The following is a 24,792-nucleotide window of genomic DNA, read 5'->3' as shown; positions in this document are numbered from 1 at the left end:
CCGAGTAAAGCGGATCAAATGCGGCGAAGTCCCTAGTATCGCCTCATGGGGCGTGAGCCGTTCCGTCTTTCGCGGGACAGCGGGAACGACCCGGTTGGCGCGGCGTGGACGGCGATTCGCCGCACCGGCCGGGCGACCGTGGGAGAGCGACTGCGGCGGGTGCGGTTGAGCCTGCTCGTGGCGGTGCAGTGCGGGGTGGCCGCCGCAGTCGCGTGGTGGGTCGCGAAGGATCTGATCCACAACCCGCAACCGCTGTTCGCGCCCGCCGTCGCGGTCGGCACCATCGCCAGTTCGGTGAGTCAGCGCTTCCGCCGTACGCTGCTGCTCATCGCCGGCGTGGCGGTGGGCATCGCGCTGGGCGACCTGCTGGTCTCCTGGGTCGGGCAGGGATACGTACAGATCGGCGTCATCGTCGCCGCCGCGATCCTCGTCGCCGTCCTGCTCAGCGACGAGGGCGCGTTCGTCACCCAGGTCGGCGGCAGCGCGTTGGTGATCGCCGTGCTCTTCCCGGCCCGGACCGACATCGCGCTGCCCCGCTTCCTCGACGGCGTCGTCGGTGGAGTGGTCGGCATCCTGGTCGCGGTCGTGGTGCTGCCCCTGCACCCGATCCACCGGATCCGGCGGGCGGGCCGGCCACTGCTCGACCAGATGGCCGCCGAGCTGGACCGCCTCGCCGACGCGGCCCTGGCCCGGGACGCCGAGCTGGCCCGTCAGGGTCTCGACAGGCTGCGCCGGCTCGACACCTCGGAGGTAGAGGCCGCAATGTCGGGCGCCGACGAGGTCGTCCGCATCTCACCGCTGCGGTGGCACAACCAGAGCGCGTTGCAGGGATGGCGGCACGGCGCCATCCTCATGATCCGCTCCCTGCTGCACAGCCGCGACGTCGCGCTCAACCTCGAACGCGCGATCCGTGACGACGAGCCCGTTCCGCCGTCGCTCGCCGAGGCCGCGCGGTGCCTGGCCGAGGCCGCGCGCACCGTCGGTACGGGCTGGTCCCCGTCCGCCAGCCGGCCCTCCCGTTCCCAGCGGGCCGCGATGTCGGCCCTCCGCCTGGTTCAGGAGGCGTTGCGCAGCGGCCCGCGCGTCAGCGGCATCAACGTGGCGAACGAACTCACCATCATCGCGGTGAACACGATCCGGGCGAGCGGGGTGCGCAAGCGCGACGCCGAGTCGCTGCGTCGTGATCTCGCCCCGGACACCGCCGGGGAGTCGGGAAAGCGGCACCCCGCGTCGGATCAGGGGCAGCCGAGACCGGACCTGCCCCTGCCGCCGGCGATGGGAGACGCCTTCTAGACCCGAAGGGCACCCGAGTCGGTCAGGTGGGGGCGAGCCAGTCCTGGTCGCCCAGGCCGGAGATGTCCAGCACGCGCCGGACCTGCGGGGACGGCAGCACGGTGAGCGCGTTCGGGAACCGCTGGGCGAGCCGGACCACCGCGTGGATGGCGGCCGAGTCGAAGAAGGTCACCGCCCGCAGGTCGAGCGTGAGCTGCTTGGCAGGCTCGCGGAGCGCGGTCTGGAACATGATGTCGGCGGTCGCCATGTCGACCTCGCCGCTCACCTGGACGCGCACTTGGTCGCCGTCGACCTGCGCCGTCACGGAGAAGACGGGCGCCGCGCCCCCTTGATCCACGGAGCAACAATGGCACAGCGTTTGCGGTACGGCAACAACCTGCCCGGCCGGGCTGTGGCGGGGGGCACACCACCCCCGGCGATAGGCTTGGGCCATGACCGTCCGTGCGCCGCTGACCCCCGGCACGCTCTCCCCGTGGCGAGCGGTTCCCGCCCACATCCCGCGCCCGGAGTACGTGGGTAAGAAGCGCCCGCAGGAGTGGCGCGGCTCGCACGTGCAGACGCCGGAGACCATCGAGAAGATGCGCGTGGCCGGGCGCCTCGCCGCGCAGGCCACCCAGCTCGCCGGTGAGCACTGCAAGCCGGGGGTGACCACCGACGAGATCGACAGGGTGGTGCACGAGTTCCTCTGCGACCACGGCGCCTACCCGTCGACGCTCGGCTACCGGGGTTTCCCGAAGTCGTGCTGCACCAGCCTCAACGAGGTGATCTGCCACGGCATCCCCGACTCGACGGTGCTCCAGGACGGCGACATCATCAACGTCGACGTCACCGCGTACCTGAACGGCGTGCACGGCGACACCGACGCCACGTTCTGCGTGGGCGAGGTGAGCGAGGAGGCCCGCCTGCTTGTCGAGCGGACCCACACGGCGATGATGCGCGGCATCAAGGCCATCGCGCCGGGCCGGCAGATCAACGTCATCGGCCGGGTGATCGAGTCGTACGCGAAGCGTTTCGGCTACGGCGTGGTCCGCGACTTCACCGGGCACGGCATCGGCGAGGCGTTCCACAGTGGCCTCTACGTGCCGCACTACGACAGCCCGCGCCCCACCGACGTGATGGAGCCCGGCATGACGTTCACAGTCGAGCCGATGATCACGCTCGGCACCTACCAGTACGACATGTGGGACGACGGCTGGACCGTGGTCACCAAGGACCGCCGGTGGACGGCCCAGTTCGAACACACCATCGTCGTCACCGACGACGGCTACGAGATCCTGACGCTGCCGTGACCGACACCCCGGCGGCGCTGCGCGAGGCGCACCACGCGGACGTCTCCGGCGGCTGGCTGCGGCCGGCCGTCTTCGGCGCGATGGACGGACTGGTCACCAACATCGCGCTGATCGCCGGTGTGGGCGGCGGCGGGGTGTCCCCGCGCAACGTGGTGCTCACCGGCGCGGCCGGCCTGGTGGCCGGCGCCATCTCGATGGGTCTCGGCGAGTACACGAGCGTCCGGTCCGCGAACGAGCAGGTCGCCGCCGAGGTGGCCAAGGAGCGGCGCGAGCTGGAACGCCACCCCGAGGCCGAGGCCCGGGAGCTGGCCGACGCCTGGGTCGCCCGTGGACTGCCCCGCGAGCTGGCGACGCAGGTCGCCGAGGCGGTACGCGCCAACCCGGAGGAGGCGCTGCGGGTGCACGTGCGGGAGGAGCTGGGCGTCGACCCCGACGACCAGCCGAGCCCGTGGGCCGCCGCGATCTCGTCGTTCGTCTGCTTCTCGATCGGCGCGCTGGTGCCGCTGCTGCCGTACCTGCTCGGTTTCACCAGCCTCTGGCTGGCGCTCGCCGTCGGCGGCGTCGGCCTCTTCGTCGCCGGTGCGATCGTGGCCCGGTTCACCAACCGTGCCTGGTGGCGTGCCGGTCTGCGGCAGCTGCTGCTCGGCGCGCTGGCGGCCGGCGCCACCTACCTGATCGGCGCGCTGATCGGCGTCGGCGGCGGCATCGGCTGAGGCGGAGCCGTCCTCAGCCGGACAGCAGGTCGTCGATCGTGCCGTCGACCGGCCGGCCCCGGGCGGCCAGCTCCTCGGCCTGGCGGGTCAGCGCCGCGCCCACCTCGGTCATGTCCGCGCCGGCCAGCCCGGTACGCCGCACCGCGTCCCCGGGGTCGCGGAAGTAGGTGCGGCTGAACAGCCCCTGCACCGTCGCCGCGGCCAGCCGCGCCTCGCCGAGCATGAGCAGCGCCTGGTCCGTCTCGTACCACTCGGCCAGCCGCAACGCCCGGGCGTGCGCCGCGCTGCCCCGGTACCACGCCTGCCGCGCGGCGCCGGTGAACTCCGCCGGCCGGGCCCGCGCCAGTCGCGCCAGGTGCTCGTCGCGCAGCTTCGGCAGCCAGCCGGTCGGGTCGTGCAGGGCGCGGGTGGTGACGTACCGATCAGCGGCCAGCGGCCACCGGGACGTGATCGTCGTCGCCCGGCGCAGGTAGTCGTCCGCCCCGGCCACCGTGAGGTCGACAAGCACCCCGTCCACCCGGCGGGTGGCCGGCGGCGGCCCGGCGTCGGGCCGGTAGGTGACGACCAGCAACCCGACCTCGCGGTCCCCGCCGCCGTCGTCGTCGCCGTGCGCGAGCGGACCGTGTACGGCGACCGCCAGCACATCGGCCGGGAACCGCCGCAGGACGGCGTCACCGACGCGCTCGGCCACCTGCCACCGCGGGTCGTCCAGACGCCGCTCGGCGTTCACGTCGACAGCCACGGTCCACCTCCGTCCGAGCGCTCGCCTGCGGCAACCCTAGCCAGATCGGGCCGGGCGGCCCCGGTGGCGCGGATGTCGGATTGTGCGCGTCCGCGGCAGGGGCGCTCAGGCGTTCGGGACCAGGCGGAAGACGCGGATCTCGCGGTTACCGGCGCGCTCGACGTACGTGCGGTACGCGGGCCACTCCTGCACCAGCCGCTGGAACAGCCGTTCCCGTTCCTCGCCGGTGACCTGCTCGGCGGTGACCGGGATCCGGCGGCCCTTGACGTCCACCTCGGCGGCCGGATTAGCCATCAGGTTGAACGTCCAGGACGGCTGGTGCTGCTGCCCCCAGTTCGAGCCGATCACCACGTAGGCGTCGCCGTCGGGGACGTACACCAGGGGGTTGCTGCGGGGCTTGCCGGAGCGGCGGCCGGTGGAGGTGAGCACCAGCGTGGGCACGAGCCCGAAGGCGACCACTCGGCCCTTCGTCATCCGGCCGACCAGCCGGTCGGCCGGGACGAGCAGGCGCATGGTGGCGCCGAACCAACGCTGGTGACCGAGACGGCGGGTGAGGGTTCCCAGGGCTGACATCCGACAAGTGTGCCGCCCGCACCGCGCCCCGTCACCCCCTCGGACGGTCAGTCCGCCCCAAGGTCGACTCCATTTCCCCGAAGTGGTGGCATCCACCCCACCGCGATGCCGCCACTCCGGCGAAATGGTGTGGATCATGCATGGGCGGCCGGCTCAGTCGAGCCGGCGTTCGATCGGCAGGCGGGACCTGGTGAACAGCGCCGCGCCGCCCATCGCCACCAGCGGCACCACGACCAGCGCGGCGAGTGTCACGCCGGGCACCGTCACCGGGTACGGCGGCTGCACCGGCCAGGAGTCCGCGTACCGCTGGTTGAGCGCGGCCAGGACGACCACGGCGGAGCCGAGCCCGGCGACGATGCCCAGCGCGGAGCCGAGCACCGCGATGACCCCGGCCTGGCAGAGCGACAGCAGGCGGCGTACCCGGGGATCGGCGCCCACCGCCGCGAGCGTGGACAGGTCCCGGCGGCCCTCGGCCGCGGCGAGGCCGGTGGCGACAGCGGCGGCGCCCAGCGTGATCACCCCCGAGGCCACCGCCAGCAGGAGCAGCATCGGGCGCTGGTCCGACGGCGGGTCGGCGGTCGCCACCTGCGCCGACATGGGCCCGATGTCGTACAGCTCGTCGGTCAGCATCTCCATCTGCCGATCGGTGGGCGAGCCGGCGGTGTCCAGCAGGTAGCCAAGCGGTACGGCGGACAGGCCGAGCGCGTCCGCGGCGGCGGGGGAGAGCACCAGCCGGTCGACGCTGAGACCGCCGCGCAGCGCGTACGCGGGCAGGAGACGCCCGGTGGGCGGGCCGCCGGAGTTGTAGTTGACCTCCACCCGGACCTGCCCGTCCACCACCCGCCGGGCGTCGGTGACCACCACGCCACCTGCGGCGAGCGTCCGGCGCGCGGCGGCCAGCTCGTCGTCCGGCGCGCCGGTGAGCGAGGCCAGCGCGGCGCCGTCGTCCACGAGCGCCGGCAGGTAGACGTCGACCGGCTCCTGGAAGGGGCTCACGCAGCGCGGATCGCGCCGGGCCGCGTCGGGGACCGGGTCGGAGGAGGTGTACGGGCAGCGCCGCTCCGGCGGAACGAGCGCGTACGCCGCGCAGTCGTTCTTGTCCCGGACGTCGCCGGCGCACCCGGGGACGGCGACGGGCACCACAGTGGCGTCGGGCAGTACCGTGCGGGCCCGGTTGGCGACGACCTCGGCCGACGGCGGGCCCGCCGGGATCTCGCCGGAGTGGGTGAGCAGCACGTTGCCCGGCGGCAGGCCGGGTTGCCAGAGCTCTCGCGACCGGGTCTCGTCGCTGGCCACGTAGACGCCGAGCGCGACGCTTCCGGCGACGGCGGCCATCACCGCCGAGATGGCTGGCGCGGCCGACGACCGGTTGCGGCTGGCGTCGCGCAACGCGAGGCGGGGGGTGAGCGGCAGCAGCCGGCCGGCTCGGCCCAGCACACCGACGAGCGTCGGGGTGCAGAACACCAGCCCCAGCTCGCCCAGGGCGACACCGGCCAGCACGCCGGTCTGCGAGGTGCGGCCGGCGGCGAACGCGGCGATCGCGGTCCCGGCGACGGTGAGCGCCACCCCGATCAGCAGCCAGCGGCGGCGGGGCCGGGACCCGTCGCGCCGGCCGGCCAGGCCGGTCGCCACGTCCTGCCGGGCCGCCGTCCAGGCCGGCGCCATCGCCGCGAGCACCCCGGCCAGCACCGCCGTCGCGGCGATCGCCACCAGCGCGGTCGGGAAGATCCGGTACGCCCCGAGGCGCTCCCCGAGCAGGTACTGCTCGACGAGCGGCCGGCCGGCGAACGCGGCGCCGATGCCGAGCAGCAGCCCGAGGGCGGCCCCGCCGGCGCCGAGCACCACCCCGTCGGCGAGCACGATCCGGCGCAGGTGGGAGGCGTCGCCACCGGCCACCGCGACGAGCGCGAGGTCGCGCCGCCGACGGCGGACGCTCACCGCGAAGGCCGGGCCGACCAGCAGCACCACCTCCAGCAGGCCCAGCCCGCCGACCACCCCGACGACGCCGGCCTCGTCGGCGTCCGGCACGCGCATGCCGCGGGAGAACTCCTCCCGCCCGGGCAACCGGTCGCGGGAGACGACCTGGACGCCCTGCGCGTTCAGCCGGTCGACGAGCCCCGGGTCGATCGGTCCGGGCAGGTCCACAAGCCAGGTGTCGCTGCCGGCCGCGGTCTCCGGGGTCACCCCGGCCAGCGTGATCACCTCCCGGAGGTTGTCCGGGTACTCCACCACCCCGACCACCCGGTACGTGGCGCCGTCGATGGTGCGTACCGGGTTGCCGATGCGGGTGTCGAGCCGGCGCAGCGCCGCCGGGCTGACCGCGATCTCGTCCGGGCGCACCGGCGGCCGGCCGTCGAGGACCCGGGCCAGCGGCCGGGTGAGCGGGTCGGTCAGGTCCAGGGCGCGCGCGTCGAGCGACTCGACGTGCCGGCCGATCCGCGTCGAGAACGTCATCCACCAGCGCGTGCGGGCGACCCGGCTGCCGTCGGGCAGCAGCGCGCGCACCTCCTCGGCGGTCGCCGGACGGGTCCGGCCGACCCATTCGCCCTCGACCGGCCAGGCCGACTCGCCCCAGGCGTCCTGCCTCACCGCCGTCAGGCTTTCCCAGCGCAGCGCGACGTCGGCGCCGCCGAGCTGGCGTTCGATCCGCTCGGCGCGGGTCAGGTCGCCCATGTCGTAGCTGACCGCGGCGAAGCTGAGGCCGAGCACCGGCAGCGCGATCATCACCAGCACCAGCAGCGTGCGCCGCCGGGACCGCCGGGCCTCCCGGCGGGCGATCCGCAGCGCGGTCCGCCACGATCCGCGTACGGCGGCGAGGCGGCCGCCGGTCACCGGATGCTGCCGCTGAGCAGGTGGTCGACGCCGATCAGCGGGGCGGTCGAGTCGACCATCACCCCGTCGCGCAGGAAGACCACCCGGTCCGCCCAGCCGGCGTGCCGGGCCTCGTGGGTGACAAGCACCCCGGCCGCCCCGGCGTCCACCCGGCGGCGCAGCAGGTGCAGCACCGCCTCACCGGTCTGCGAGTCCAGCGCGCCGGTCGGCTCGTCGGCGAGGACCAGGCGGCGTTCGCCGACGAGGGCCCGGGCGATCGCCACCCGCTGCTGCTGGCCGCCGGACATCTGGTCCGGGAAGCGGTCGGCCAGGTCCTCCAGGTCGACCTCGCGCAGCGCGTCGAGGGCCGACTGGCGGGCCGCCCGTACGCCGGCGCCGTCCAGTTCCAGGGGGAGCGCCACGTTCTCCACCGCGGTCAGGCTGCCGAGCAGGTTCAGATCCTGGAAGACGTACCCGATCCGGCGGCGGCGCAGCCGGGCCAGCTCCCGGGCGGACAGCCCGACCAGCGCCTCGCCCTCGACCACCACCTCGCCGCCGGTGGGCCGGTCCAGGCCGCCGGCGAGCGCCAGCAGCGTGGACTTGCCGGACCCGGAGGGGCCCATCACCGCCACCAGTTCCCCGGCCCGCACGGTCAGGCTCACGCCGCGCAGCGCGTGCACGGCGGCCTCACCGGCGCCGTGGGTACGGCGTACGTCCCGCAGTTCCAGCACCCCGTCGATGGGGTCCATCAGCGCCTCCCGTGCCGGTTCACCGGCGGGCTTCGTCGCCGGCCCGGTCCACCGCCTCGGGGTGGTCGACCGCCCGGATCGGCGCCGGGCGGTGCCGGACCAGGCTGGTCTCGCAGTGGTCGAGCCACCGCACCTCGGCCTCGGTCTGGAAGATCATCGCGTCCAGCACCAGCCGCCAGGGTAGATCCTCCGGCTTGTCGCTCGTGTACTTCAACCGGGTGAACTCCTGAAGCGCGCGCATGGTGGCGGTGCGCTGGGTCTGCACCACCGCGCGCACGTCGACGCCCGGCGTGGTCAACGCCAGCGCCAGCTTGATCGACAACTCGTCGCGGGGACGGTCGGCGCGGCTGATCGGGGTGGCGAACCACATCGCCAGGTCCGCCCGTCCGGCGTCGGTGATCTCGTACGGCCGCTGCCCGCTCTCGTTCTCCGGCAGCGGGCGCACCAGTCCGTCGCGTTCCAGCCGGGCCAGCGTGGTGTAGACCTGCCCGATGTTCAGCGGCCAGGTCGACCCGGTGGACTCCTCGAACGCGGCACGGAGCTGATAGCCGTACATCTGGCCGCGTTCGAGAAGGGCGAGCAGGCCGTGACGGATGGACATGACCGCGAGTATGCATACCTGGTATGCGCAGCGCAACCGGGAAGCTTCGCCGGGTGACCGGCGTCGCGCTCAGGCGGGGCGGCCCGGGAACGGAACGGTGACCGGTGTCACGCCCGCCGTACGCCGCCAGCGGCTGGCCCGCAGCGCGCAGTCGGTGAGCGCGGCGAGCGCCGTGTTCCGCTCCACGCCGCTGGTGTGCGCGAGCGCGGCCCGCCAGTGCCCGGCGGTCCGCTCCTCGATCTCCACCGCCAGCCGCAGCGCTCCCGCCCGGTCGGTGACCGGATAGGGCAGCGCGTACCCGGCCCGGTCCGCGGGTACCTGCCCGGAGCCCTCGGCGAGCTGCAGGAGCAGCGCGTCGCGGCGGGACCGGTGCGCCGCCTCGGCGGCCCGGGCCGCCGTCCGCGCCGCGCCGGTGAGGTGCACGCCGATCACCCCGTACGCCCAGATCGCCGCGTACTCGGCGGCGAGCGCGTCGGCGAGGGCCTGGGCCGGGCCGGTCGTCGGGTTGTTCACTTCAGGGCCTCCACGTGGGTCGCCCGCGCGGCGGCGATCGAGCCGAGCAGCGCGGCCCGCTCGGCCGGCGCCTCGGCGCAGGCCTTCGCCGCGTTGGTCCGGCCCTCCTGCTCGGCCTGACGCAGCTCGGTGAGCACGGCGTCGGGCGCGGGCGCGCTCGCCGAGCCGGCGGCCGCCGGCGTGCCGGAGGGAGCCGGCCGGCCGATGACCCGGCGTAGCTCCTCGGCGTGTGCCTTGTGCGCGTCGGCGATCGGGGTGAGCCGTCCGGCGAGCGCCGGGGCGGCGGTGGCGGCTGCCCGGTAGCGGGCCTCCAGCGCCAGCGCCTCGGCGGCCAGCGGCTCCAGCGCATCAGGCGCCGGTGGCTCCTGGTCGCGGTCGAAAAGATCACAACCGGTCAGCGGCGCGGCCGCGCCGCCGAGCGCCACGAGCCCTCCGGCGCGCAGCAGCCAGCGCCGGGAATGCCCCGCTCTGACCTGGTCGGATGGTGTTCTGCCGGTCCCCACCTGACAGAGTCAACACCATTCGCGCCGCCTCGTGGGTCAGGGTCTCGGTGCGCCGCCGGGTCCGTCCGCGGCCGTTAGCGTTACGCTCTGCGCAACCACCGGGCGCGGACGCCCCGGTGGCGTGCCGGTATGGCGGGCCGACCGCTCGCACCGGCCCGGGACAACACGGCCCGCGGGTCGTGGCAACAGCAGGAGAGGTGCGCGGAATGACGCAGCGTGGCCGTGCCACCCGGCCGACGGGGCCCGCCGGGCGGCCCCGCCGGTCCGACGGCCCCCGCGGCGCGGAGCGCAGCGGCGCACCCCGTGGCGATCTGAACGCGCGCCGCAACCGGCTGCGCGAGGTGATCGAACCGGTCGTCGCCGCGGCCGGCTACGACCTGGAGGACCTTTCCGTCTCCCGCGCCGGGCGGCGGCACGTGGTCCGGGTGATCGTGGACGCCGACGGCGGGATCAACCTGGACGCCGTGGCGGACGTCTCCCGCGCGGTGTCGGCGGCCCTGGACGCGGCGGAGGAGTCCGGCGGCGACATCGTGGCCGGCGAGTACCAGCTGGAGGTCAGCTCGCCCGGCGTGGACCGCCCGCTCACCCTGCCCCGGCACTGGCGGCGCAACGTGGGCCGGCTGGTCAAGGTCACCGTCCGCGGCGACGCCGGGGACCGCCAGCTCACCGGCCGGATCACGGCCGCCGACGACGAGCGCGTGGAGCTGGAGACCGACGCCGGCCCCGTGGCACACCCGTACGCCGAGCTCGGGCCCGGCCGGGTCCAGGTGGAGTTCAGCCGCCTGGACGACCTGGCCGACGAGGACCTCGGCGACGACACAGACACCGACGACGACGAAGATCTGGAGGACGAGGAGAGGTGAACATCGACCTCGCGGCGCTGCGCGCCCTGGAGCGCGAGCGGGAGATCCCGTTCGACACGATCCTCGCGGCGATCGAGACCGCGCTGCTGACCGCCTACCGGCACACCGACGGCGCCGAGTCGCACGCCCGGGTGGAGATCGACCGCAAGAGCGGGGCCGCCTCGGTCTTCGCGCAGGAGCTCGACGCCGACGGCACGGTCACCCGGGAGTGGGACGACACCCCGCACGACTTCGGGCGGATCGCCGCCATGACCGCCAAGCAGGTGATCCTCCAGCGGCTGCGGGAGGCCACCGACGAGGTGCACTTCGGCGAGTACGTGGGCCGCGACGGTGACCTGGTCACCGGCGTGGTGCAGGCGCACGAGACGCGCCGGGAGAAGGGCATCGTCAGCGTCGACCTGGGCAAGCTGGAGGGTGTCCTGCCGCAGTCCGAGCAGGTCCCGGGCGAGCGGTACGAGCACGGCGAGCGGATCCGCTGCGTGGTCGTGCACGTCGCCAAGGGCATGCGCGGGCCGCAGATCACGCTGTCCCGGTCGCATCCGGCGCTGGTGAAGAAGCTGTTCGCGCTGGAGGTGCCGGAGATCGCCGACGGCACCGTGGAGATCGGCGCGATCGCCCGTGAGGCAGGTCACCGTACGAAGATCGCGGTCCGCTCCACCGCGTCCGGCGTCAACGCCAAGGGCGCCTGCATCGGCCCGATGGGGCAGCGGGTCCGCGCGGTGATGAGCGAGCTGCATGGCGAGAAGATCGACATCATCGACTGGTCGGACGACCCCGCGACGTTCGTCGGCAACGCGTTGTCGCCGGCCAAGGCGCTGCGGGTCGAGGTGGTCGACCTGGCCTCCCGTACCGCCCGGGTGACGGTCCCGGACTTCCAGCTCTCGCTCGCGATCGGCCGGGAAGGGCAGAACGCCCGCCTGGCGGCCCGCCTGACCGGTTGGCGCATCGACATCCGGTCCGACGCGGAGACCGCGGCCCCGCAGAGCCGGGGCGGAGCTGATCACGTCCCGGAGCCGGGCGGCGCGATCTCCGGCGGCTAGGGGTAGACTTACTCAGTGGCACGACGCGCGATTCCGGAGCGCACCTGTGTGGGCTGCCGGAAACGGGCGCCGGCCAGCGAGTTGTTGCGGGTTGTCGCGATCGGTGACGAGGCTGGTCACATCAGTCTCAGGCCCGATCCGGCCCGCAGACTGCCGGGTCGGGGAGCGAACATGCACCCTGATCCGGCCTGCTTCGCGCAGGCGGTGCGGCGTCGCGCCTTCGGGCGGGCACTGCGCCTCACCGGGGTTCCTGACCACGGTGCGCTTGCGGAGCACGTCGACGCGCAACCCCCGACGACCGGTCAAGCCCGACCGGTCGAGGGTCGCTAGCAAGGTAGGACGACCGACATGAGCACACGATGAAGTCCCTGAAATGACCAGGCTTCAAGTGCACGAGTGAGGTCGCTGCGGGTGCTGCCCGCACGACCTCGGAGTGAGGAGTGCAGTGGCAGGAAAGGCCCGCGTACACGAGCTTGCCAAGGAGCTCGGGGTCGAAAGCAAGACCGTTCTCGCCAAGCTCAAGGAAATGGGCGAGTTCGTGAAGTCCGCGTCCAGCACCGTCGAGGCGCCTGTCGCCCGGCGGCTGCGTAGCGCCTTCGTAGCCGGTTCGTCGGCGCCCGCCGGCCCGCCGGCTGCCGCGCCCAGCGGTCCGGCACCGACCCCGACGCCCACCCCGACCCCGGGTGCCCCCCGGGTCTCGGCCAAGCCGATGCCGCCCCGGCGTCCGGCTGCGCCGACCCCTGGACCGAAGCCCAAGGGCCCGGTCCCCGGCCCGCCGCAGCCGGCGACTCCGGTCGCCAAGCCGGCGAGCGCGCACGACATCGAAGTGGCGGCCGCCGAAGCGCGTGCCGCCGCGCTGAAGGCTGAGCAGGAGGCCGCGGTCAAGGCCGCGCAGGCCGCCCGCCAGCAGCAGCGCGAGACCGTACGCCGGGAGCCTCCGGCCGAGGGCGGTCCCCGTCCCGGCCCGCGTCCCGGCCCGAACGCCATGCCGCCGCGTCCGGGTTCCCCGGCCGCCGGTCGCCCCGGCGGTCCGGGCCAGGGTCAGGGCCCCGGTGCCCGGCCGGGCGGTCGTCCGCCGGCGCGCGGCGCCGGTAACAACCCGTTCGGCATCCAGGGCGGCCAGCAGCAGCGGCCCCCGGCCGCCGGTGCGGGCGGTCCCCGTCCCAGCCCGGCCGGCATGCCGCCGCGGCCCAGCCCGGCGTCGATGCCGCCGCGGCCGAGCCCGGCCTCGATGCCGAGCCAGCGTCCGACCACCGGCCGTCCCGGCGGCCCCGGTGGCGGTCGTGGCGGACCCGGTGGTGGCGCCGGTCGTCCCGGCGGCGGTGGCGGTGGCTACCGCGGCGGTCCCGGTGGTGGCGGCGGTGGCGGTGGCTACCGCGGCGGTCCCGGTGGTGGCGGCGGTGGCGGTGGCTACCGCGGCGGTCCCGGCGGCGGTGGCGGTGCTCCCGGCGGTGGTTTCCGTCCGGGTGGTCCGGTCGGCGGCGGTGGCCGTCCCGGTGGCGGCGGTCGTGGCCGTGGCGGTGGCGCTGCGGGTGCCTTCGGGCGTCCGGGTGGTCGCCCGACCCGCGGTCGCAAGTCCAAGAAGCAGCGCAGACAGGAGTTCGACAACCTGTCGGCCCCGACCATGTCCTCGGGCGCGCCCCGCGGTCAGGGTCAGGTCGTCCGGTTGTCCCGTGGCGCCTCGCTGTCGGACTTCGCCGACAAGATCAACGCCAACCCGGGTTCGCTGGTCCAGGAGATGTTCAACCTGGGCGAGATGGTGACGGCGACCCAGTCGTGCTCCGACGAGACCCTGCAGTTGCTGGGTGAGCACCTCGGCTTCGACGTGCAGATCGTCAGCCCGGAGGACGAGGACCGCGAGCTGCTCGCGCAGTTCAACATCGACCTCGACGCCGAGGTCGCGGCGGACCGCCTGGTCAGCCGTGCGCCGGTCGTGACCGTCATGGGTCACGTCGACCACGGTAAGACCAAGCTGCTCGACGCGATCCGCAAGGCGAACGTGGTGGCCGGCGAGGCGGGTGGCATCACCCAGCACATCGGCGCCTACCAGGTCCACGTCCCGCACGAGGGCGAGGACCGCGCGGTGACGTTCATCGACACCCCGGGTCACGAGGCGTTCACCGCCATGCGTGCCCGTGGCGCCCAGGTCACGGACATCGTGATCCTGGTGGTGGCGGCGGACGACGGCGTGATGCCGCAGACCATCGAGGCGCTCAACCACGCCAAGGCGGCGGACGTGCCGATCGTGGTCGCGGTCAACAAGGTCGACAAGCCCGAGGCGAACCCGGACAAGGTCCGCCAGCAGCTGACCGAGTACGGCCTGGTCGCCGAGGAGTACGGCGGCGACACCATGTTCGTCAACGTGGCGGCCAAGCCCGGCATCGGCATCGAGGAACTGCTCGAGGCCGTGCTGCTGACCGCCGACGCGTCGCTGGAGCTGACCGCTCCGATCGACGGGCCGGCGCAGGGTGTCGCGATCGAGGCGCACCTGGACAAGGGCCGTGGCGCGGTGGCGACCGTGCTGGTGCAGAAGGGCACCCTGCGTGCCGGTGACTCGATCGTCGCCGGTGGGGCGCACGGCCGCGTGCGGGCCATGCTGGACGAGAACGGCAAGCCGGTCGACGAGGCCGGTCCGGCGCGTCCGGTCATGGTGCTGGGTCTGACCACGGTGCCGGGTGCGGGTGACACCTTCCTGGCCGCCGAGGACGACCGCACCGTGCGGCAGATCGCCGAGCAGCGGCAGGCGCGGAGGCGGGCGGCGTCGTTCGCCAACTCCCGTGGCCGGGCCACCCTCGAGACGCTCATGGAGCAGCTCAAGGAGGGCGAGAAGACCTCGCTCAACCTGGTGCTCAAGGGCGACGTCTCCGGTTCCGTGGAGGCGCTCGAGGACGCGCTGTTCAACCTCGACATCCCGGAGGAGGTCCAGCTTCGGATCATCCACCGGGGCGTGGGCGCGATCACCGAGAGCGACGTCATGCTCGCGAGCGCCTCGTCCGAGGCGGTCACGATCATCGGCTTCAACGTGCGGGCCTCGAACAAGGTCCGCGAGATGGCCGACCGCGAGGGCGTGGAGATCCGGTACTACACGGTCATCTACCAGGCCATCGAGGAGATCGACGCCGCGCTCAAGGGTCTGCTCAAGCCGGAGTACGAGGAGGTCGAGCTGGGCACCGCGGAGATCCGCGACGTCTTCCGCTCGTCCAAGATCGGCAACATCTCCGGCTGTATCGTCCGGTCCGGCCTCATCCGCCGCAACGCCAAGGCGCGGCTGCTGCGGGACGGTGCGGTCGTGGCGGACAACCTCACGATCAGCTCCTTGAAGCGGTTCAAGGACGACGCGACCGAGGTCCGCGAGGGCTTCGAGTGTGGTCTGACGCTGGGCGGCTACAACAACGTCCAGGTCGGCGACGTCATCGAGACGTTCGAGATGCGCGAGAAGCCGCGCGCCTGAGTTCCACACGTACGACCGGCCGGCGGCCGGGGCCTTCGGGCCCCGGCCGTCGCCGTTTCCGCAGGCTGCGACAATCTGCGGCGTGATCCGGTACGCGCTGCTCCTCGCCCCCTCCGCCAACCGCGTCTACGCCGACGCGGCGGCCCGGCTGGCCCGCGCCGAACTGGCCGTGTTCGCCGGCTCCGGCGTGCTCGACGTGGTGCCGGGCGACGCCGAGGTCACCCGGATCGGCGGGGTGGAGTACCTGACGTTCACCGCCCCCGAACCCGGGCTCGGCGAGCGGGACCTGGCCCACCTGGCGAACCTGTCGGCGGCGTACGCGCTGTTCGAGCGGGTCGGTGACGACCTGCTGCGGCCGGTGCCGCTGCGCCCGCTGGCCCGGTACGACTCCGACCTGATCACCATCCCCAAGTACGCCGGCAAGACCAACGAGCAGTTCACCCGGCTGCTGCTCAACGTCACAGTGCTCGCCTCCGCCGCCGCGCCGCGGATGCTGGACGGGCCGGTGGTGGTGCTGGACCCGCTCTGCGGCCGGGGCACCACGCTCAACCAGGCGCTGATGTACGGCTACGACGGCATCGGGGTCGAGCGCGACAGCAAGGACGTCGACGCGTACGCGACGTTCCTGCGTACCTGGCTGCGCCGAAAGCGGCTCAAGCACACCACCGAGTCGACGTCGGTGCGCCGGGACCGCAAGCTGGTGGCCCGCCGGTTCGAGGCGGTGCTCGCGCCGTCGCGGGACGAGCACCGGGCCGGGGCCACCCAGCGGGTCACCGTGCTGAACACCGACACCACCCGGGCCCGCGAGGCGCTGCGCCCCCGCTGCGCCGACGTGATCGTGACCGACGCGCCGTACGGGGTGGCGCACGGCAGCCGTACCGATCAGGGGTTGTCCCGCAGCCCGCTGGAGCTGCTCACCGCGGCCGTGCCGGTGTGGCGGGAGCTGCTGCGCCCCGGTGGCGCGCTCGGGCTGTCCTGGAACACCCACGTGGCGCCGCGGGCGCAGGCGGAGGCGGTGCTGGCCGACGCCGGGCTGCGCGTGCTCGACGGCCCCGGCTTCGGTGACTTCGCCCACCGGGTCGACCAGGCGATCGAGCGGGACGTGCTGGTGGCGGTCGCGCCTTAATCGCGTGCCGGGGTGCGCCACCCGGCGTACCGTTGCTCGCCGTGTATACCGGAACCGCACTGTTCGACCTGTTGCTCCCGGGTGACTCCCGGTCCCTGAAGGCCAAGCGGTCCTACGTCCGGCCGATCGTCGCCGCGCTGCGGAAGTTCGAGGTCTCCGCCGCCGAGGTGGGGGCGCTGGACCTGCACGGCCGGGCCGAGATCGGGGTGGCGGTGGTGGCCGCCGAGCCGGCCCACGTCCGCGAGGTGCTCGACTCCTGTGAGCGGCTGGTCGCCGCCCGCCCGGAGACCGAACTGCTGTCGGTGCGCCGTCGCCTGCACGGCGAGGACGACTGACGGCGCGTCGCGCGGTACTCCGCCCGTGCCGCGTGAGGTCCGGTGGGACGCGGGTAGTGTTCTTCAGCGTTGGGCGGTCGGACCCGGCGGCGCCCACGCGCCCGCCGTCTCCGGCCGACGGCCCGGGTCGCACGGTGACCCGGCGCCGTCATCGGTACAGGTGATCCCGGAGGTGGGGGACATGACGGATCAGGCAAAGGTTCGCCGGCACGCGGAGCGTATCCGGGAACTCGTCGCGTCGGTGGTGCGCAGCCAGATCAAGGACCCCCGGCTCGGCATGATCACGATCACCGACGCCCGGATCACCGCCGACCTGCGCGACGCCACCGTCTTCTACACGGTGCTCGGTGACGCGGCGGCCCAGGCGAGCACCGCCGCCGCGCTGGAGAGCGCCAAGGGCATGCTGCGCAGCACCGTCGGCAAGGCGCTCGGGCTGCGGCACTCGCCGACGCTGACCTTCGTCCTCGACGACGTGCAGGACCAGGTCAAGCACATCGACGACCTGCTCGCCGCAGCGCGTACCGCCGACGCCGAGGTGCAGCGGCTGGCCGCCAAGTCCTCGTACGCGGGCGACGCCCAGCCGTACCGGGTCGAGGACGACGAGGACGCCGCGGACGACGAGCCGGCCGCCGACGACGAGCCGCGCGAGGGCGACCGCCGGTGACCGAGGTCGCCGTCGCGGGTGGCCTGCCGGCCGGCCCGGCCGAATCGGAGTGGGCGGCGGCCGTCGCGGCGGTACGCGACCTTCCCGCCGACGCGCGGGTGCTGCTGATCTGCCACGTGAACCCGGACGGGGACGCGCTGGGCAGCATGCTCGGCTTCGGGCTGGGTCTGCGGCGGCTCGGCGTACGCGATCTCCAGGCGACCTTCCCCGGCCCGCCGGAGGTGCCCGAGCCGTTCCGCTGGATGCCCGGCGTGGAGCTGCTGGTGCCGCAGGACGACACGTACCCCGATCCGGATCTGGTGATCTGCTTCGACGCGGCGAGCGAGTCGCGGCTGGGTGACCTGGTGGGCCGGCTGGACACGGCGGGCACGTCGCTGGTGCTCGACCACCACGCCTCGAACACCGGCTTCGGCCGGATCAACCTGGTCGACCCGCACGCCGCCGCCACCTCGGTGGTCGCGCTGGAGTTGCTGGACCGGCTCGGGGCGACGCTCGACGCGGAGGTGGCGACCGGGCTCTACGTCGCGCTGACCACCGACACCGGCTCGTTCCGCTTCGAGGCGACCACGCCTGCCGTGCACCGGATGGCGGCGCGTCTGCTGGCCACCGGCATCCGGCCCGGCGACATCTCCCGGCGGGTGTTCGACACCCGCCCGTTCGGCGCCGTCCGCCTGTTCGGCGAGGTGCTCGGCCGGGCCACGCTGGAACCGGCGGCCGCCGCCGGGCACGGGCTCGTCTGGACGTACGCGACCCGCGAGGACCTGGTCCGGCACGACCAGCCGGCGTACGTGCTGGAGGCGCTCATCGACTCGGTGCGGTGCACCGAGGAGGCGGACGTGAGCTGCGTGATCAAGCAGGCGGGCGAGGCCGAGTGGGCGGTGTCGCTGCGCAGCAAGGGCGCGGTGGACGTGAGCGCGGTGGCGGTGGCGCTGGGCGGTGGCGGGCACCGGTTCGCGGCCGGCTTCACCGGGCGGGGCGCGCTCGACGAGCTGGTCGGACGGATCCGGGCCGAACTCGCTACCGCAACGCTGGTAGCCCCCTAAAAGCGGAATTGTGCCGATATTTCTGCCGGGCCGAGGCGCGGCGATGATCGGAAGTGTGAGCTGATCGGCGGCTTTTCCAGGGATTACGAGGCGTGCCAGCCTTTCCGCCGTGCGTGACGCTGGGGACAATCGGGTGATGGATCATCCCCGTGAGCTCACCGTCGAGGCGCCCCGGGCCTGGGACCGGCCGGTCGTCTCCGTGCCGGTGCTGATCTGCTTGTCCCTGGTCGGCGGTCAACTTCCGTCCTTCTCGACCGCGGCCAACCTCTACATCCTCACCACCGGCGGAGGGTTGATCTGGGTCGGCCTGAGCAACCGGGTGCCCCGGCGCCCGGCGCCCCGCCGGCTGCCGTCGGTCGCGCTCTGGTGGCTGGTGCCGGTGACCGTCTTCGGGGTCTTCGAGGGGGCGACGTTCATGGCGGCGGCGGGTGACGACTTCCCCACCCTCTCCCGGCTGGCCGATCCGCTGCTGGAGGACAGTGTGATCCGTTCGGCGGCCTGGTTCGCGTGGCTGTCCACGTTCTGGGGACTGGTGCGCCGATGATGCGGGCACTGGCGATCGGCGGGTTTCTGGTCTCGCTCGTGCTGTTCGCGGTCGTCGAATGGGTGGCGCGCCGGGAGGGCTCGCGGGTCCCGTCGCTGGCCGACGTCTGCGCCTTCGTGATGCGGTACGAGGTGGGCCCGGTGCCGGTCGGGCGGATCGGCCTGTTCGGTTTCTGGTGGTGGCTGGGCTGGCACTTCCTGGCCCGCTGACACGGCCGGCCGAGCCGGACGACGAGGTTGATCTTTCCGCATTTCGGGAACTGTGGGCAGCATCTGGAAAGTGAACGTTAATTTGGGTGAGGGCCGGCGCTTCGCGGCGCTGGTCACGGGCGGTGCTGCCGCACCCGGCCTCGCCTCCCTCCAGGGTCAGACCGACCCGGGCTCACGCTGCCAGGCGAGCCGCTCCGGTGATCCCGGACCGCAGCCGGGCGCCCGTAGGGCCGCCGTGTCCGGCGGACCGCACCCTGGAAGGACCTCAGATGCCCAGCAAGCGCAAGCCGCAGACCGAGACCACCACCGACGAGGCGCGCGAGCAGATGCGCCGCGCGCTGCAGACCTCGATGGACACCCGTCAGTGACGTACGCCGTCCGGCGGTGACGCCGGCCGGGCCGCACCCGTGGCCCGACGCCGACGTCACCGCCGCTCGGGACCGACCGCCGTGCCGGACGGCGCTACCGTCACCCGGTGCGACGCATCCTGGTCGTCGGCGCCTCCGGCGCCGGCAAGAGCACGCTCGCCGGTGAACTGGCCCGGCGACTCGACCTTCCCCTGATCCACCTCGACCGGCACTACTGGCGCCCGGGCTGGACCGCACCGGCCCCGGCGGACTTCCGCGCCGAGGTGGCAGCGCTCGCCGCCCGCCCGGCCTGGGTGATGGACGGCAACTACGCGAGCACACTCGACCTCCGGCTGCCCCGCGCCGACCTGCTGGTGCTCTGCGACACCTCCCGGCTGCGCTGCCTGGTCCGGATCGTCCGCCGCCGGTGGGCACATCGCGCCGCGCCCCGCGCCGACCTGCCCGAGGGCTGCCCGGAGCGGCTCGATCTCGACTTCCTGCCCTACGTCTGGCGTTACCCCCGCGACTCCCGGCCCCGGGTGCTGGCCGCGCTGGTCGAGCACGCCCCCGGGCTGCCGGTGCGCCGTCTGCGCGGGCGCCGTGACACGGCCCGGTTCCTGGCCGACGCAAGTAAGTAGCCCCCCGCCTTGCGGACCTTACCGCGAGCGTGCCAGGATCGGCGTCGATGAGCACGACTGCCGCCCCCGCCACCGCCGCCACACCCCGGCGGATCGCCACGCTCGCGCTGCCCGCCCTCGTGGTGCTGGCCGCCGAGCCGCTCTACGTCCTGGTCGACACCGCAGTGGTGGGTCACCTCGGGCGGGTGCCGCTGGCCGCGCTCGCCGTCGGCGGCACCGTCATGACGCTCACCGCCTGGGTCGGCACCGTCGTCGCGTACGGCACCACCGGGCGCTCGGCCCGCCGCTTCGGGGCGGGGGACCGGGCCGCCGCGGTGGCCGAGGGCGTGCAGGCGTCCTGGCTCGCGCTGGCCACCGGTGTGCTGGTGGCGGTCGCCATCGGCATCGGCGGGGGCGCGCTGGCGCGTACCCTCGTCGGCGGCCCCGGCGAGGTGGCCGACGCCGCCGCCGGATGGCTGCGGGTCGCGGCGCTCGGCGCGCCCGGTCTGCTGCTCGCCGCCGCCGGCAACGGCTGGCTGCGCGGCATCCAGGACACCCGCCGGCCGCTGCTGTTCGTGCTCGGCCCCAACCTGCTCTCCGCGGTGCTCTGCCCGCTGCTGGTCTATCCGGCCGGGCTCGGGCTGGTCGGCTCGGCGGTGGCGAACGCGATCGCGCAGACGATCTCCGGCGTCCTGTTCGCGGCCGCGCTGGTGCGCGAGCGGGTCTCGCTGCGGCCCCGGCCCCGGGTGATCGGTCAGCAGCTCGTGCTCAGCCGGGACCTGCTGGTGCGCGGTGTCGCGTTCCAGGCCAGCTTCCTGTCCGCGACCGCCGTCGCGGCCCGCTTCGGCGCCGCCGCGGTGGGCGCGCACCAGATCGCCCTGCAACTGTGGTTCTTCACCGTGCTGGTGCTCGACGCGCTGGCCATCGCCGCGCAGTCGCTGGTCGGCGCCGCGCTGGGCGGCGGCGACGCAGCCGGCGCGCGGTTCCTGGCCCGCCGCGTCGCGCTGCTCGGCGGGCTGTGCGGCGTGGCCTTCGCGGTGCTGATCGCCGCCGGCGCCGGCGTCGTGCCGTCGTGGTTCAGCTCCGATCCGCAGGTACGCGAGCAGGCCATGACGGCCTGGCCCTGGTTCGTCGCGCTCCAGCCGATCGGCGGCGTGGTGTTCGCGCTCGACGGGGTGCTGATCGGCGCGGGTGACGTGCGCTACCTGCGCAACCTCACCATCGTGTGCGCGTTCGGCGGGTTCCTGCCGGCGATCTGGCTGGCGTACGGGCTGGAACTCGGGCTGGGCGGGATCTGGGCCGGGCTGACGTTGTTCGTGGTGCTGCGGCTGGCCGGCCTGCTGCTGCGGATGCGCTCGGGCGCGTGGGCGGTGGTCGGCGCGGTCCGCTGACGCCGGTCAGCAGGGCTGGAACGAACCGGGGCCGCCCATCCACGGCTCGACCACGAAGAAGCCCTCGTCCAGCCGGGCGCAGTCGACGTTGTTCGTGCTCGCCTGCGCGGAGACGAGCCAGAGCCCGCGCTTCGCCGCCGGCAACCCTTCGGGGTGGGGGACCTCCCAGACGACCCGGTCACGGATGGCGGCGATCCCGGCCCGGCCCGGTGTCGTCCGCGGCACGTCGAACGCGTACATCCAGACGTACTCTGTGGTGATCCGCAGGATCGGCCGGCCGTCGTCGCCGGTGACGGCCCGGTAGCGCATCTCACCCCGGACCCGGATCTCGTCCGCGCTGTCCTGCGAGCCGATCCGGGTGGCGTAGTTCACGAACGACAAGTCCTCGAAGTCGGTACGCAGCTGAGCGCGCGCGGCCGGCGCCAGCAGCGCCAGGAACGGCTCCGTGTCGCCGAGGATCATGGACAGGTCGAGCCGGGCCTGGACCAGCGCGGCCCGGACCCGGGTCAGCGCCGCGGCCACCTCGCGGGCGGTGAACGGGGGCCGCGCCGTGGCCTCCGGCAGGACGATCCCGGCCTCACCCACCGCGAAGTCCGCGCCGATGGTCCCCGCGAACAGGTCGCGCGGCTCGCCCACCCGGCTGAGCGGCACCGGCGACGGGCTGGCCTCGGCCGACGCCGCGGCGGCGGTGCCGGACCGCACCCGGTCCACGGTGACCCGGCCGAGCACGACAGTGCCGCCGATCAGCGCCAGCGCCAGCACCACCACGAAGGCGACGCGGCGCTTGCCGCGCTGCCGCGACCAGACCATGCGGAAGCGCTCGCCGCGGGTCAGCGGGACGTCCGCGTCCGCTCCGGTCATCCAGCTCGGCAGCTGGATCTCCGCGCCCCGGGAGGCGACGGCGTAGGGATCCGGCTCGGGCGGCGTGGTTCCGTCTTCGGTGCTCATGCGGCGTTCCAGAGGGGTGCAGGGCCAGGGGGCGCATGATCATTGCACTCCGCCGCCGATCCCGCTGTCCCGTTTCCGTGCCGGTCAGATCCGCCCCTGCCGGATCGCCCACCCGAGGTAGAGCGTGCCGACGACCAGCAGCGTCGCGGTCACCAGGACGAACACGAACGACCCGATCGCGGCCATCGTGGGGTGCCGCTCGCCGAACCGGGTCCGGCCCTGCCAGGCCCACATCCGGTGGCGCGCCGCCGCCAGCGCCGGCACGCCGTCGACCAGGTCGGACAGGCGGCGGCCGAGCGTACGGCGGGGCGGCTCCGGATTGCGCATCCAGTCCGGCAGGTCGACCCGGGCGCGGTGCGGTGGCGGGGCGTCACTCATCGGGGGCTCCTGCCGCGGGGTGGCGTGGTGAGGTGGGCGGGTCAGCAGGTGTCCGGCAGGTCGACCGTCTTGTCCGGGTCGAAGACCGCGTCCGGGTCCGGGTCGGCCGGACCGGCGAGCGAGGGCCGGCCCAGCGCGAGCAGCCCCTTGTCCAGCGCGACGCAGTCGATGTTGGAGGCGTACGAGTCGGCCCGCTCGATCCACAGCCCGGCGGAGGCGGTGGTCACGTCGGCCGGGTGCGGCATGCTCCACTTCACCGTGTCGTGGACCACCACCACGCCGGCGCCCGGGGCGGGGCGGGCGGTGGAGAACGCGTACGCCCAGACGAAGTTCGTGGTCACCTCCAGGATGCGGATGCCGTCCCGGTCCTTCGTCGCCCGGTAGCTGATCCGGCCCTTGACCCGGGGCTCGTCGTCGGTGAGCCGGGCGCCGGGGGCGAGCCGGGTCGAGTAGGTGCCCGCCTCGCCGGTGGGGAAGTCGTCGCGTACGCCGGCCCGCGCGTCCGGGGCGAACTGGCGGACCAGCCGCTCCGGGTCCTTCGCGGTGAAGAACGTGCGGTCCAGCCGGGCGGTGATCAGCGCCTTGCGTACCTTGGCCAGCGTGTCTGCCACCTGCTTCTCGGTGAATGCGCCGGTCCGCTTGGCCCGGGGCAGCGCGATCCCGGCCGTGCCCTCGGGGAAGCCGGCTGCCGGGGTGCCGTCGAACGGGCCGGCGGCCGGTGGCGGCGAGGCCGACGAGGACGCCTGCTCACCGACCGGCAGGCTCACCGTGGGGTGTTCGGCGGGCGGCTCCCGCCAGCGCTGGAAGCCCTGGTAGCCGAGGCCGCCGACGAGCCCGAAGAACGCGAGCAGCGCCAGCACGACCACGCCGCCGAGCAGCTTGCCGGAGTGCCCGCCGAGCGCGATCCGCAGGCGGTCGCCGCGGCCCGGCTCGACCTCGGGCGCGGGCTGGCGCAGCCACTCGGGTACCCGACCCAGCGTGTCCTCCGACGGGCGATCGGTGGCGTGGGGATCGGGGACGGAACGGTGATCGGTCATCGGACTTCCCGGGCAGACGGGGCGGGGGCGCACGATCTTGACACCCCGCCGAAGCAGGGCGGTATCCCCCGCAGGGAGGATCGGCGCCGTCTGGCAGGCTTGGCGGTCGTGAGCACAGACGGTCTGATCGTGGTCGACAAGCCCGGCGGCATGACGTCGCACGACGTCGTGGCCCGGATCCGCCGGCTGGCCCGTACCCGCCGGGTGGGGCACGGCGGCACGCTGGACCCGATGGCCACCGGCGTGCTGGTGATCGGGGTGGGCCGGGCGACCCGGCTGCTCACGTACGTGATCGGCGCCGGCAAGAGCTACGCCGCGACGATCCGGCTGGGGCAGGCCACCGTCACCGACGACGCCGAGGGCGAGGTGGTCGCGACCACCCCGGCCGGCGCGGTCACCGACGACGGGGTACGCGCCGCGCTGGCCGCCCTCACCGGCGAGATCGACCAGGTGCCGAGCGCGGTCAGCGCCATCAAGATCAACGGCCAGCGGGCGTACAAGCGGGTCCGTGACGGCGAGACGGTCGAACTGCCCGCCCGCCGGGTCACCGTCTCCCGGCTGGACGTGCGGGACATCCGCCGGGACGCCCCGGACGTGGTGGACGTGGACGTGGACGTGACCTGCTCGTCCGGCACGTACATCAGGGCGCTGGCCCGCGACGCGGGGGCCGCGCTCGGCGTCGGCGGCCACCTCACCGCGCTGCGCCGCACCGCGGTCGGCGGGTTCACGCTCGCCGAGGCGGCCACGCTCGACCAGCTGGAGCAGCGCGCGCCGGACGTGGTGAACCTGCCGCTGGACGCCGCCGCCGCGCGGTTCTTCCCGCGCCGGGACGCCACCGCCGACGAGACCCGGGTGCTCTCCCACGGCGGGCCGCTGACCCCGGCCGGGATCACCGGGCCGTACGCGGTCTTCGACCCGGCGGGCGGGCTGATCGCTATCGTCAGCGAGCGGGACGGTCGGGCCCGCGCGGAGATCGTGCTGGCCCCGGCCTGAACGGCGCGGGCGGACAGGG

The 24,792-nt window shown here is 74.1% G+C and carries 26 protein-coding genes and 1 pseudogene; 16 read left to right on the top strand and 11 right to left on the bottom strand.

Annotated elements, in window-relative coordinates; translation table 11 throughout:
- Nucleotides 1-138: 138 nt before the first annotated feature.
- Entirely contained in the window at nucleotides 139-1,293 is a 1,155-nt protein-coding gene (locus tag HA073_RS01160) for an aromatic acid exporter family protein (RefSeq protein ID WP_166455508.1), read from the top strand.
- Between the two features lie 22 nt (nucleotides 1,294-1,315).
- On the opposite strand, the gene HA073_RS01155 is transcribed toward HA073_RS01160, so the two are convergent.
- Nucleotides 1,316-1,630, bottom strand: a complete 315-nt coding sequence (locus HA073_RS01155) for an STAS domain-containing protein (protein WP_309227972.1) — start codon at nucleotides 1,628-1,630, stop codon at nucleotides 1,316-1,318.
- A gap of 94 nt (nucleotides 1,631-1,724) precedes the next feature.
- Between HA073_RS01155 and map the strand changes: the two genes are divergently transcribed.
- Together map and HA073_RS01145 are read left to right on the top strand one after the other, a co-directional pair.
- The gene (gene map, locus HA073_RS01150) at nucleotides 1,725-2,582 is read left to right on the top strand and encodes a type I methionyl aminopeptidase (RefSeq protein WP_043325831.1); all 858 of its coding nucleotides are present in this window, start codon (nucleotides 1,725-1,727) and stop codon (nucleotides 2,580-2,582) included.
- Nucleotides 2,579-3,295 (top strand): VIT1/CCC1 transporter family protein, encoded by a 717-nt coding sequence (locus HA073_RS01145; RefSeq protein WP_030503432.1) that lies wholly within the window; start codon nucleotides 2,579-2,581, stop codon nucleotides 3,293-3,295. The genes map and HA073_RS01145 overlap by 4 nt, the downstream gene beginning before the upstream one ends.
- Nucleotides 3,296-3,308: 13 nt before the next feature.
- Here HA073_RS01145 and HA073_RS01140 read toward each other — a convergent pair whose 3' ends face one another.
- The 7 genes from HA073_RS01140 to HA073_RS01110 form a co-directional block, all read right to left on the bottom strand.
- A complete protein-coding gene (locus HA073_RS01140) occupies nucleotides 3,309-4,037 on the bottom strand; it encodes a nucleotidyltransferase domain-containing protein (protein WP_166455507.1) in 729 nt (242 codons plus the stop codon).
- 105 nt (nucleotides 4,038-4,142) lie between these two features.
- On the bottom strand, nucleotides 4,143-4,610 hold the full coding sequence (locus tag HA073_RS01135) for a nitroreductase family deazaflavin-dependent oxidoreductase (RefSeq protein ID WP_043325828.1): 468 nt from the start codon (nucleotides 4,608-4,610) through the stop codon (nucleotides 4,143-4,145).
- 153 nt (nucleotides 4,611-4,763) lie between these two features.
- The gene (locus tag HA073_RS01130) at nucleotides 4,764-7,442 is read right to left on the bottom strand and encodes an FtsX-like permease family protein (RefSeq protein ID WP_166455506.1); all 2,679 of its coding nucleotides are present in this window, start codon (nucleotides 7,440-7,442) and stop codon (nucleotides 4,764-4,766) included.
- Nucleotides 7,439-8,170, bottom strand: a complete 732-nt coding sequence (locus HA073_RS01125) for an ABC transporter ATP-binding protein (RefSeq protein WP_043325826.1) — start codon at nucleotides 8,168-8,170, stop codon at nucleotides 7,439-7,441. Before HA073_RS01125 ends, HA073_RS01130 begins: the two co-directional genes overlap by 4 nt.
- 19 nt (nucleotides 8,171-8,189) lie before the next feature.
- Nucleotides 8,190-8,771: a PadR family transcriptional regulator gene (locus HA073_RS01120; RefSeq protein ID WP_030503427.1), complete on the bottom strand. Its 582-nt coding sequence runs from the start codon at nucleotides 8,769-8,771 to the stop codon at nucleotides 8,190-8,192.
- A 69-nt stretch (nucleotides 8,772-8,840) separates the two neighbouring features.
- On the bottom strand, nucleotides 8,841-9,284 hold the full coding sequence (locus tag HA073_RS01115; protein ID WP_166455505.1) for a ferritin-like domain-containing protein: 444 nt from the start codon (nucleotides 9,282-9,284) through the stop codon (nucleotides 8,841-8,843).
- Nucleotides 9,281-9,730 carry a hypothetical protein gene (locus HA073_RS01110; RefSeq protein ID WP_176722874.1) on the bottom strand — a complete coding sequence of 150 codons (450 nt, stop codon included), beginning with the start codon at nucleotides 9,728-9,730 and terminating at the stop codon, nucleotides 9,281-9,283. Before HA073_RS01110 ends, HA073_RS01115 begins: the two co-directional genes overlap by 4 nt.
- 263 nt (nucleotides 9,731-9,993) lie before the next feature.
- Here HA073_RS01110 and rimP point away from each other — a divergent pair, with 263 nt between their 5' ends.
- The 12 genes and pseudogenes from rimP (at nucleotide 9,994) to HA073_RS01050 (ending at nucleotide 21,417) form a co-directional block, all read left to right on the top strand.
- Nucleotides 9,994-10,650 carry a ribosome maturation factor RimP gene (rimP, locus tag HA073_RS01105; protein ID WP_069089328.1) on the top strand — a complete coding sequence of 219 codons (657 nt, stop codon included), beginning with the start codon at nucleotides 9,994-9,996 and terminating at the stop codon, nucleotides 10,648-10,650.
- Nucleotides 10,647-11,690, top strand: coding sequence for a transcription termination factor NusA (gene nusA / locus HA073_RS01100; RefSeq protein WP_030503423.1), 1,044 nt, complete (start codon nucleotides 10,647-10,649; stop codon nucleotides 11,688-11,690). Before rimP ends, nusA begins: the two co-directional genes overlap by 4 nt.
- 15 nt (nucleotides 11,691-11,705) lie before the next feature.
- A pseudogene (locus HA073_RS01095) lies at nucleotides 11,706-12,042 on the top strand (YlxR family protein).
- Nucleotides 12,043-12,135: 93 nt separating this feature from the next.
- Nucleotides 12,136-15,141 (top strand): translation initiation factor IF-2, encoded by a 3,006-nt coding sequence (infB, locus tag HA073_RS01090; protein ID WP_069089329.1) that lies wholly within the window; start codon nucleotides 12,136-12,138, stop codon nucleotides 15,139-15,141.
- 82 nt (nucleotides 15,142-15,223) lie between these two features.
- Nucleotides 15,224-16,267 (top strand): TRM11 family methyltransferase, encoded by a 1,044-nt coding sequence (locus HA073_RS01085; protein ID WP_104112723.1) that lies wholly within the window; start codon nucleotides 15,224-15,226, stop codon nucleotides 16,265-16,267.
- 41 nt (nucleotides 16,268-16,308) lie between these two features.
- Nucleotides 16,309-16,602, top strand: coding sequence for a DUF503 domain-containing protein (locus tag HA073_RS01080; RefSeq protein WP_043325814.1), 294 nt, complete (start codon nucleotides 16,309-16,311; stop codon nucleotides 16,600-16,602).
- A gap of 181 nt (nucleotides 16,603-16,783) precedes the next feature.
- A complete protein-coding gene (gene rbfA, locus HA073_RS01075; RefSeq protein ID WP_043330546.1) occupies nucleotides 16,784-17,266 on the top strand; it encodes a 30S ribosome-binding factor RbfA in 483 nt (160 codons plus the stop codon).
- A complete protein-coding gene (locus HA073_RS01070) occupies nucleotides 17,263-18,309 on the top strand; it encodes a bifunctional oligoribonuclease/PAP phosphatase NrnA (protein ID WP_064447083.1) in 1,047 nt (348 codons plus the stop codon). Before rbfA ends, HA073_RS01070 begins: the two co-directional genes overlap by 4 nt.
- 136 nt (nucleotides 18,310-18,445) lie before the next feature.
- Nucleotides 18,446-18,853: a hypothetical protein gene (locus tag HA073_RS01065; protein ID WP_043325811.1), complete on the top strand. Its 408-nt coding sequence runs from the start codon at nucleotides 18,446-18,448 to the stop codon at nucleotides 18,851-18,853.
- Nucleotides 18,853-19,062 carry a DUF6186 family protein gene (locus HA073_RS01060; RefSeq protein WP_176722875.1) on the top strand — a complete coding sequence of 70 codons (210 nt, stop codon included), beginning with the start codon at nucleotides 18,853-18,855 and terminating at the stop codon, nucleotides 19,060-19,062. Before HA073_RS01065 ends, HA073_RS01060 begins: the two co-directional genes overlap by 1 nt.
- Nucleotides 19,063-19,537: 475 nt before the next feature.
- Entirely contained in the window at nucleotides 19,538-20,047 is a 510-nt protein-coding gene (locus HA073_RS01055; protein ID WP_064447084.1) for an adenylate kinase, read from the top strand.
- A gap of 47 nt (nucleotides 20,048-20,094) precedes the next feature.
- Nucleotides 20,095-21,417: an MATE family efflux transporter gene (locus HA073_RS01050; RefSeq protein ID WP_113971779.1), complete on the top strand. Its 1,323-nt coding sequence runs from the start codon at nucleotides 20,095-20,097 to the stop codon at nucleotides 21,415-21,417.
- 6 nt (nucleotides 21,418-21,423) lie between these two features.
- On the opposite strand, the gene HA073_RS01045 is transcribed toward HA073_RS01050, so the two are convergent.
- From HA073_RS01045 to HA073_RS01035, 3 genes are all read right to left on the bottom strand, one after another.
- Complete coding sequence (locus HA073_RS01045) at nucleotides 21,424-22,365, bottom strand: hypothetical protein (RefSeq protein WP_043325806.1); 942 nt, start codon at nucleotides 22,363-22,365, stop codon at nucleotides 21,424-21,426.
- An 84-nt stretch (nucleotides 22,366-22,449) separates the two neighbouring features.
- On the bottom strand, nucleotides 22,450-22,743 hold the full coding sequence (locus HA073_RS01040; protein ID WP_166455504.1) for a hypothetical protein: 294 nt from the start codon (nucleotides 22,741-22,743) through the stop codon (nucleotides 22,450-22,452).
- 41 nt (nucleotides 22,744-22,784) lie between these two features.
- Complete coding sequence (locus HA073_RS01035; RefSeq protein WP_166455503.1) at nucleotides 22,785-23,780, bottom strand: hypothetical protein; 996 nt, start codon at nucleotides 23,778-23,780, stop codon at nucleotides 22,785-22,787.
- A gap of 108 nt (nucleotides 23,781-23,888) precedes the next feature.
- Here HA073_RS01035 and truB point away from each other — a divergent pair, with 108 nt between their 5' ends.
- The gene (gene truB, locus HA073_RS01030) at nucleotides 23,889-24,773 is read left to right on the top strand and encodes a tRNA pseudouridine(55) synthase TruB (RefSeq protein ID WP_043330544.1); all 885 of its coding nucleotides are present in this window, start codon (nucleotides 23,889-23,891) and stop codon (nucleotides 24,771-24,773) included.
- The last annotated feature ends 19 nt before the right edge of the window (nucleotides 24,774-24,792 follow it).

The organism is Micromonospora sp. CMU55-4, assembly GCF_011602315.1.
In the GTDB taxonomy this organism is placed as follows: domain Bacteria; phylum Actinomycetota; class Actinomycetes; order Mycobacteriales; family Micromonosporaceae; genus Micromonospora; species Micromonospora chalcea.
The sequence above is the reverse complement of the archived record's forward strand: the minus strand, read 5'-3'. Positions and strand labels throughout refer to the sequence as shown.

Excerpts from the sequence above, each read along its gene's own strand:
- rimP (WP_069089328.1), top strand. The coding sequence starts at position 9,994 with ATGACGCAGCGTGGCCGTGCCACCCGGCCGACGGGGCCCGCCGGGCGG.
- HA073_RS01045 (WP_043325806.1), bottom strand. The coding sequence starts at position 22,365 with ATGAGCACCGAAGACGGAACCACGCCGCCCGAGCCGGATCCCTACGCC.
- HA073_RS01135 (WP_043325828.1), bottom strand. The coding sequence starts at position 4,610 with ATGTCAGCCCTGGGAACCCTCACCCGCCGTCTCGGTCACCAGCGTTGG.
- map (WP_043325831.1), top strand. The coding sequence starts at position 1,725 with ATGACCGTCCGTGCGCCGCTGACCCCCGGCACGCTCTCCCCGTGGCGA.
- rbfA (WP_043330546.1), top strand. The coding sequence starts at position 16,784 with ATGACGGATCAGGCAAAGGTTCGCCGGCACGCGGAGCGTATCCGGGAA.
- HA073_RS01040 (WP_166455504.1), bottom strand. The coding sequence starts at position 22,743 with ATGAGTGACGCCCCGCCACCGCACCGCGCCCGGGTCGACCTGCCGGAC.
- HA073_RS01035 (WP_166455503.1), bottom strand. The coding sequence starts at position 23,780 with ATGACCGATCACCGTTCCGTCCCCGATCCCCACGCCACCGATCGCCCG.
- HA073_RS01065 (WP_043325811.1), top strand. The coding sequence starts at position 18,446 with ATGGATCATCCCCGTGAGCTCACCGTCGAGGCGCCCCGGGCCTGGGAC.
- HA073_RS01120 (WP_030503427.1), bottom strand. The coding sequence starts at position 8,771 with ATGTCCATCCGTCACGGCCTGCTCGCCCTTCTCGAACGCGGCCAGATG.
- HA073_RS01050 (WP_113971779.1), top strand. The coding sequence starts at position 20,095 with ATGAGCACGACTGCCGCCCCCGCCACCGCCGCCACACCCCGGCGGATC.
- HA073_RS01060 (WP_176722875.1), top strand. The coding sequence starts at position 18,853 with ATGCGGGCACTGGCGATCGGCGGGTTTCTGGTCTCGCTCGTGCTGTTC.
- HA073_RS01125 (WP_043325826.1), bottom strand. The coding sequence starts at position 8,170 with ATGGACCCCATCGACGGGGTGCTGGAACTGCGGGACGTACGCCGTACC.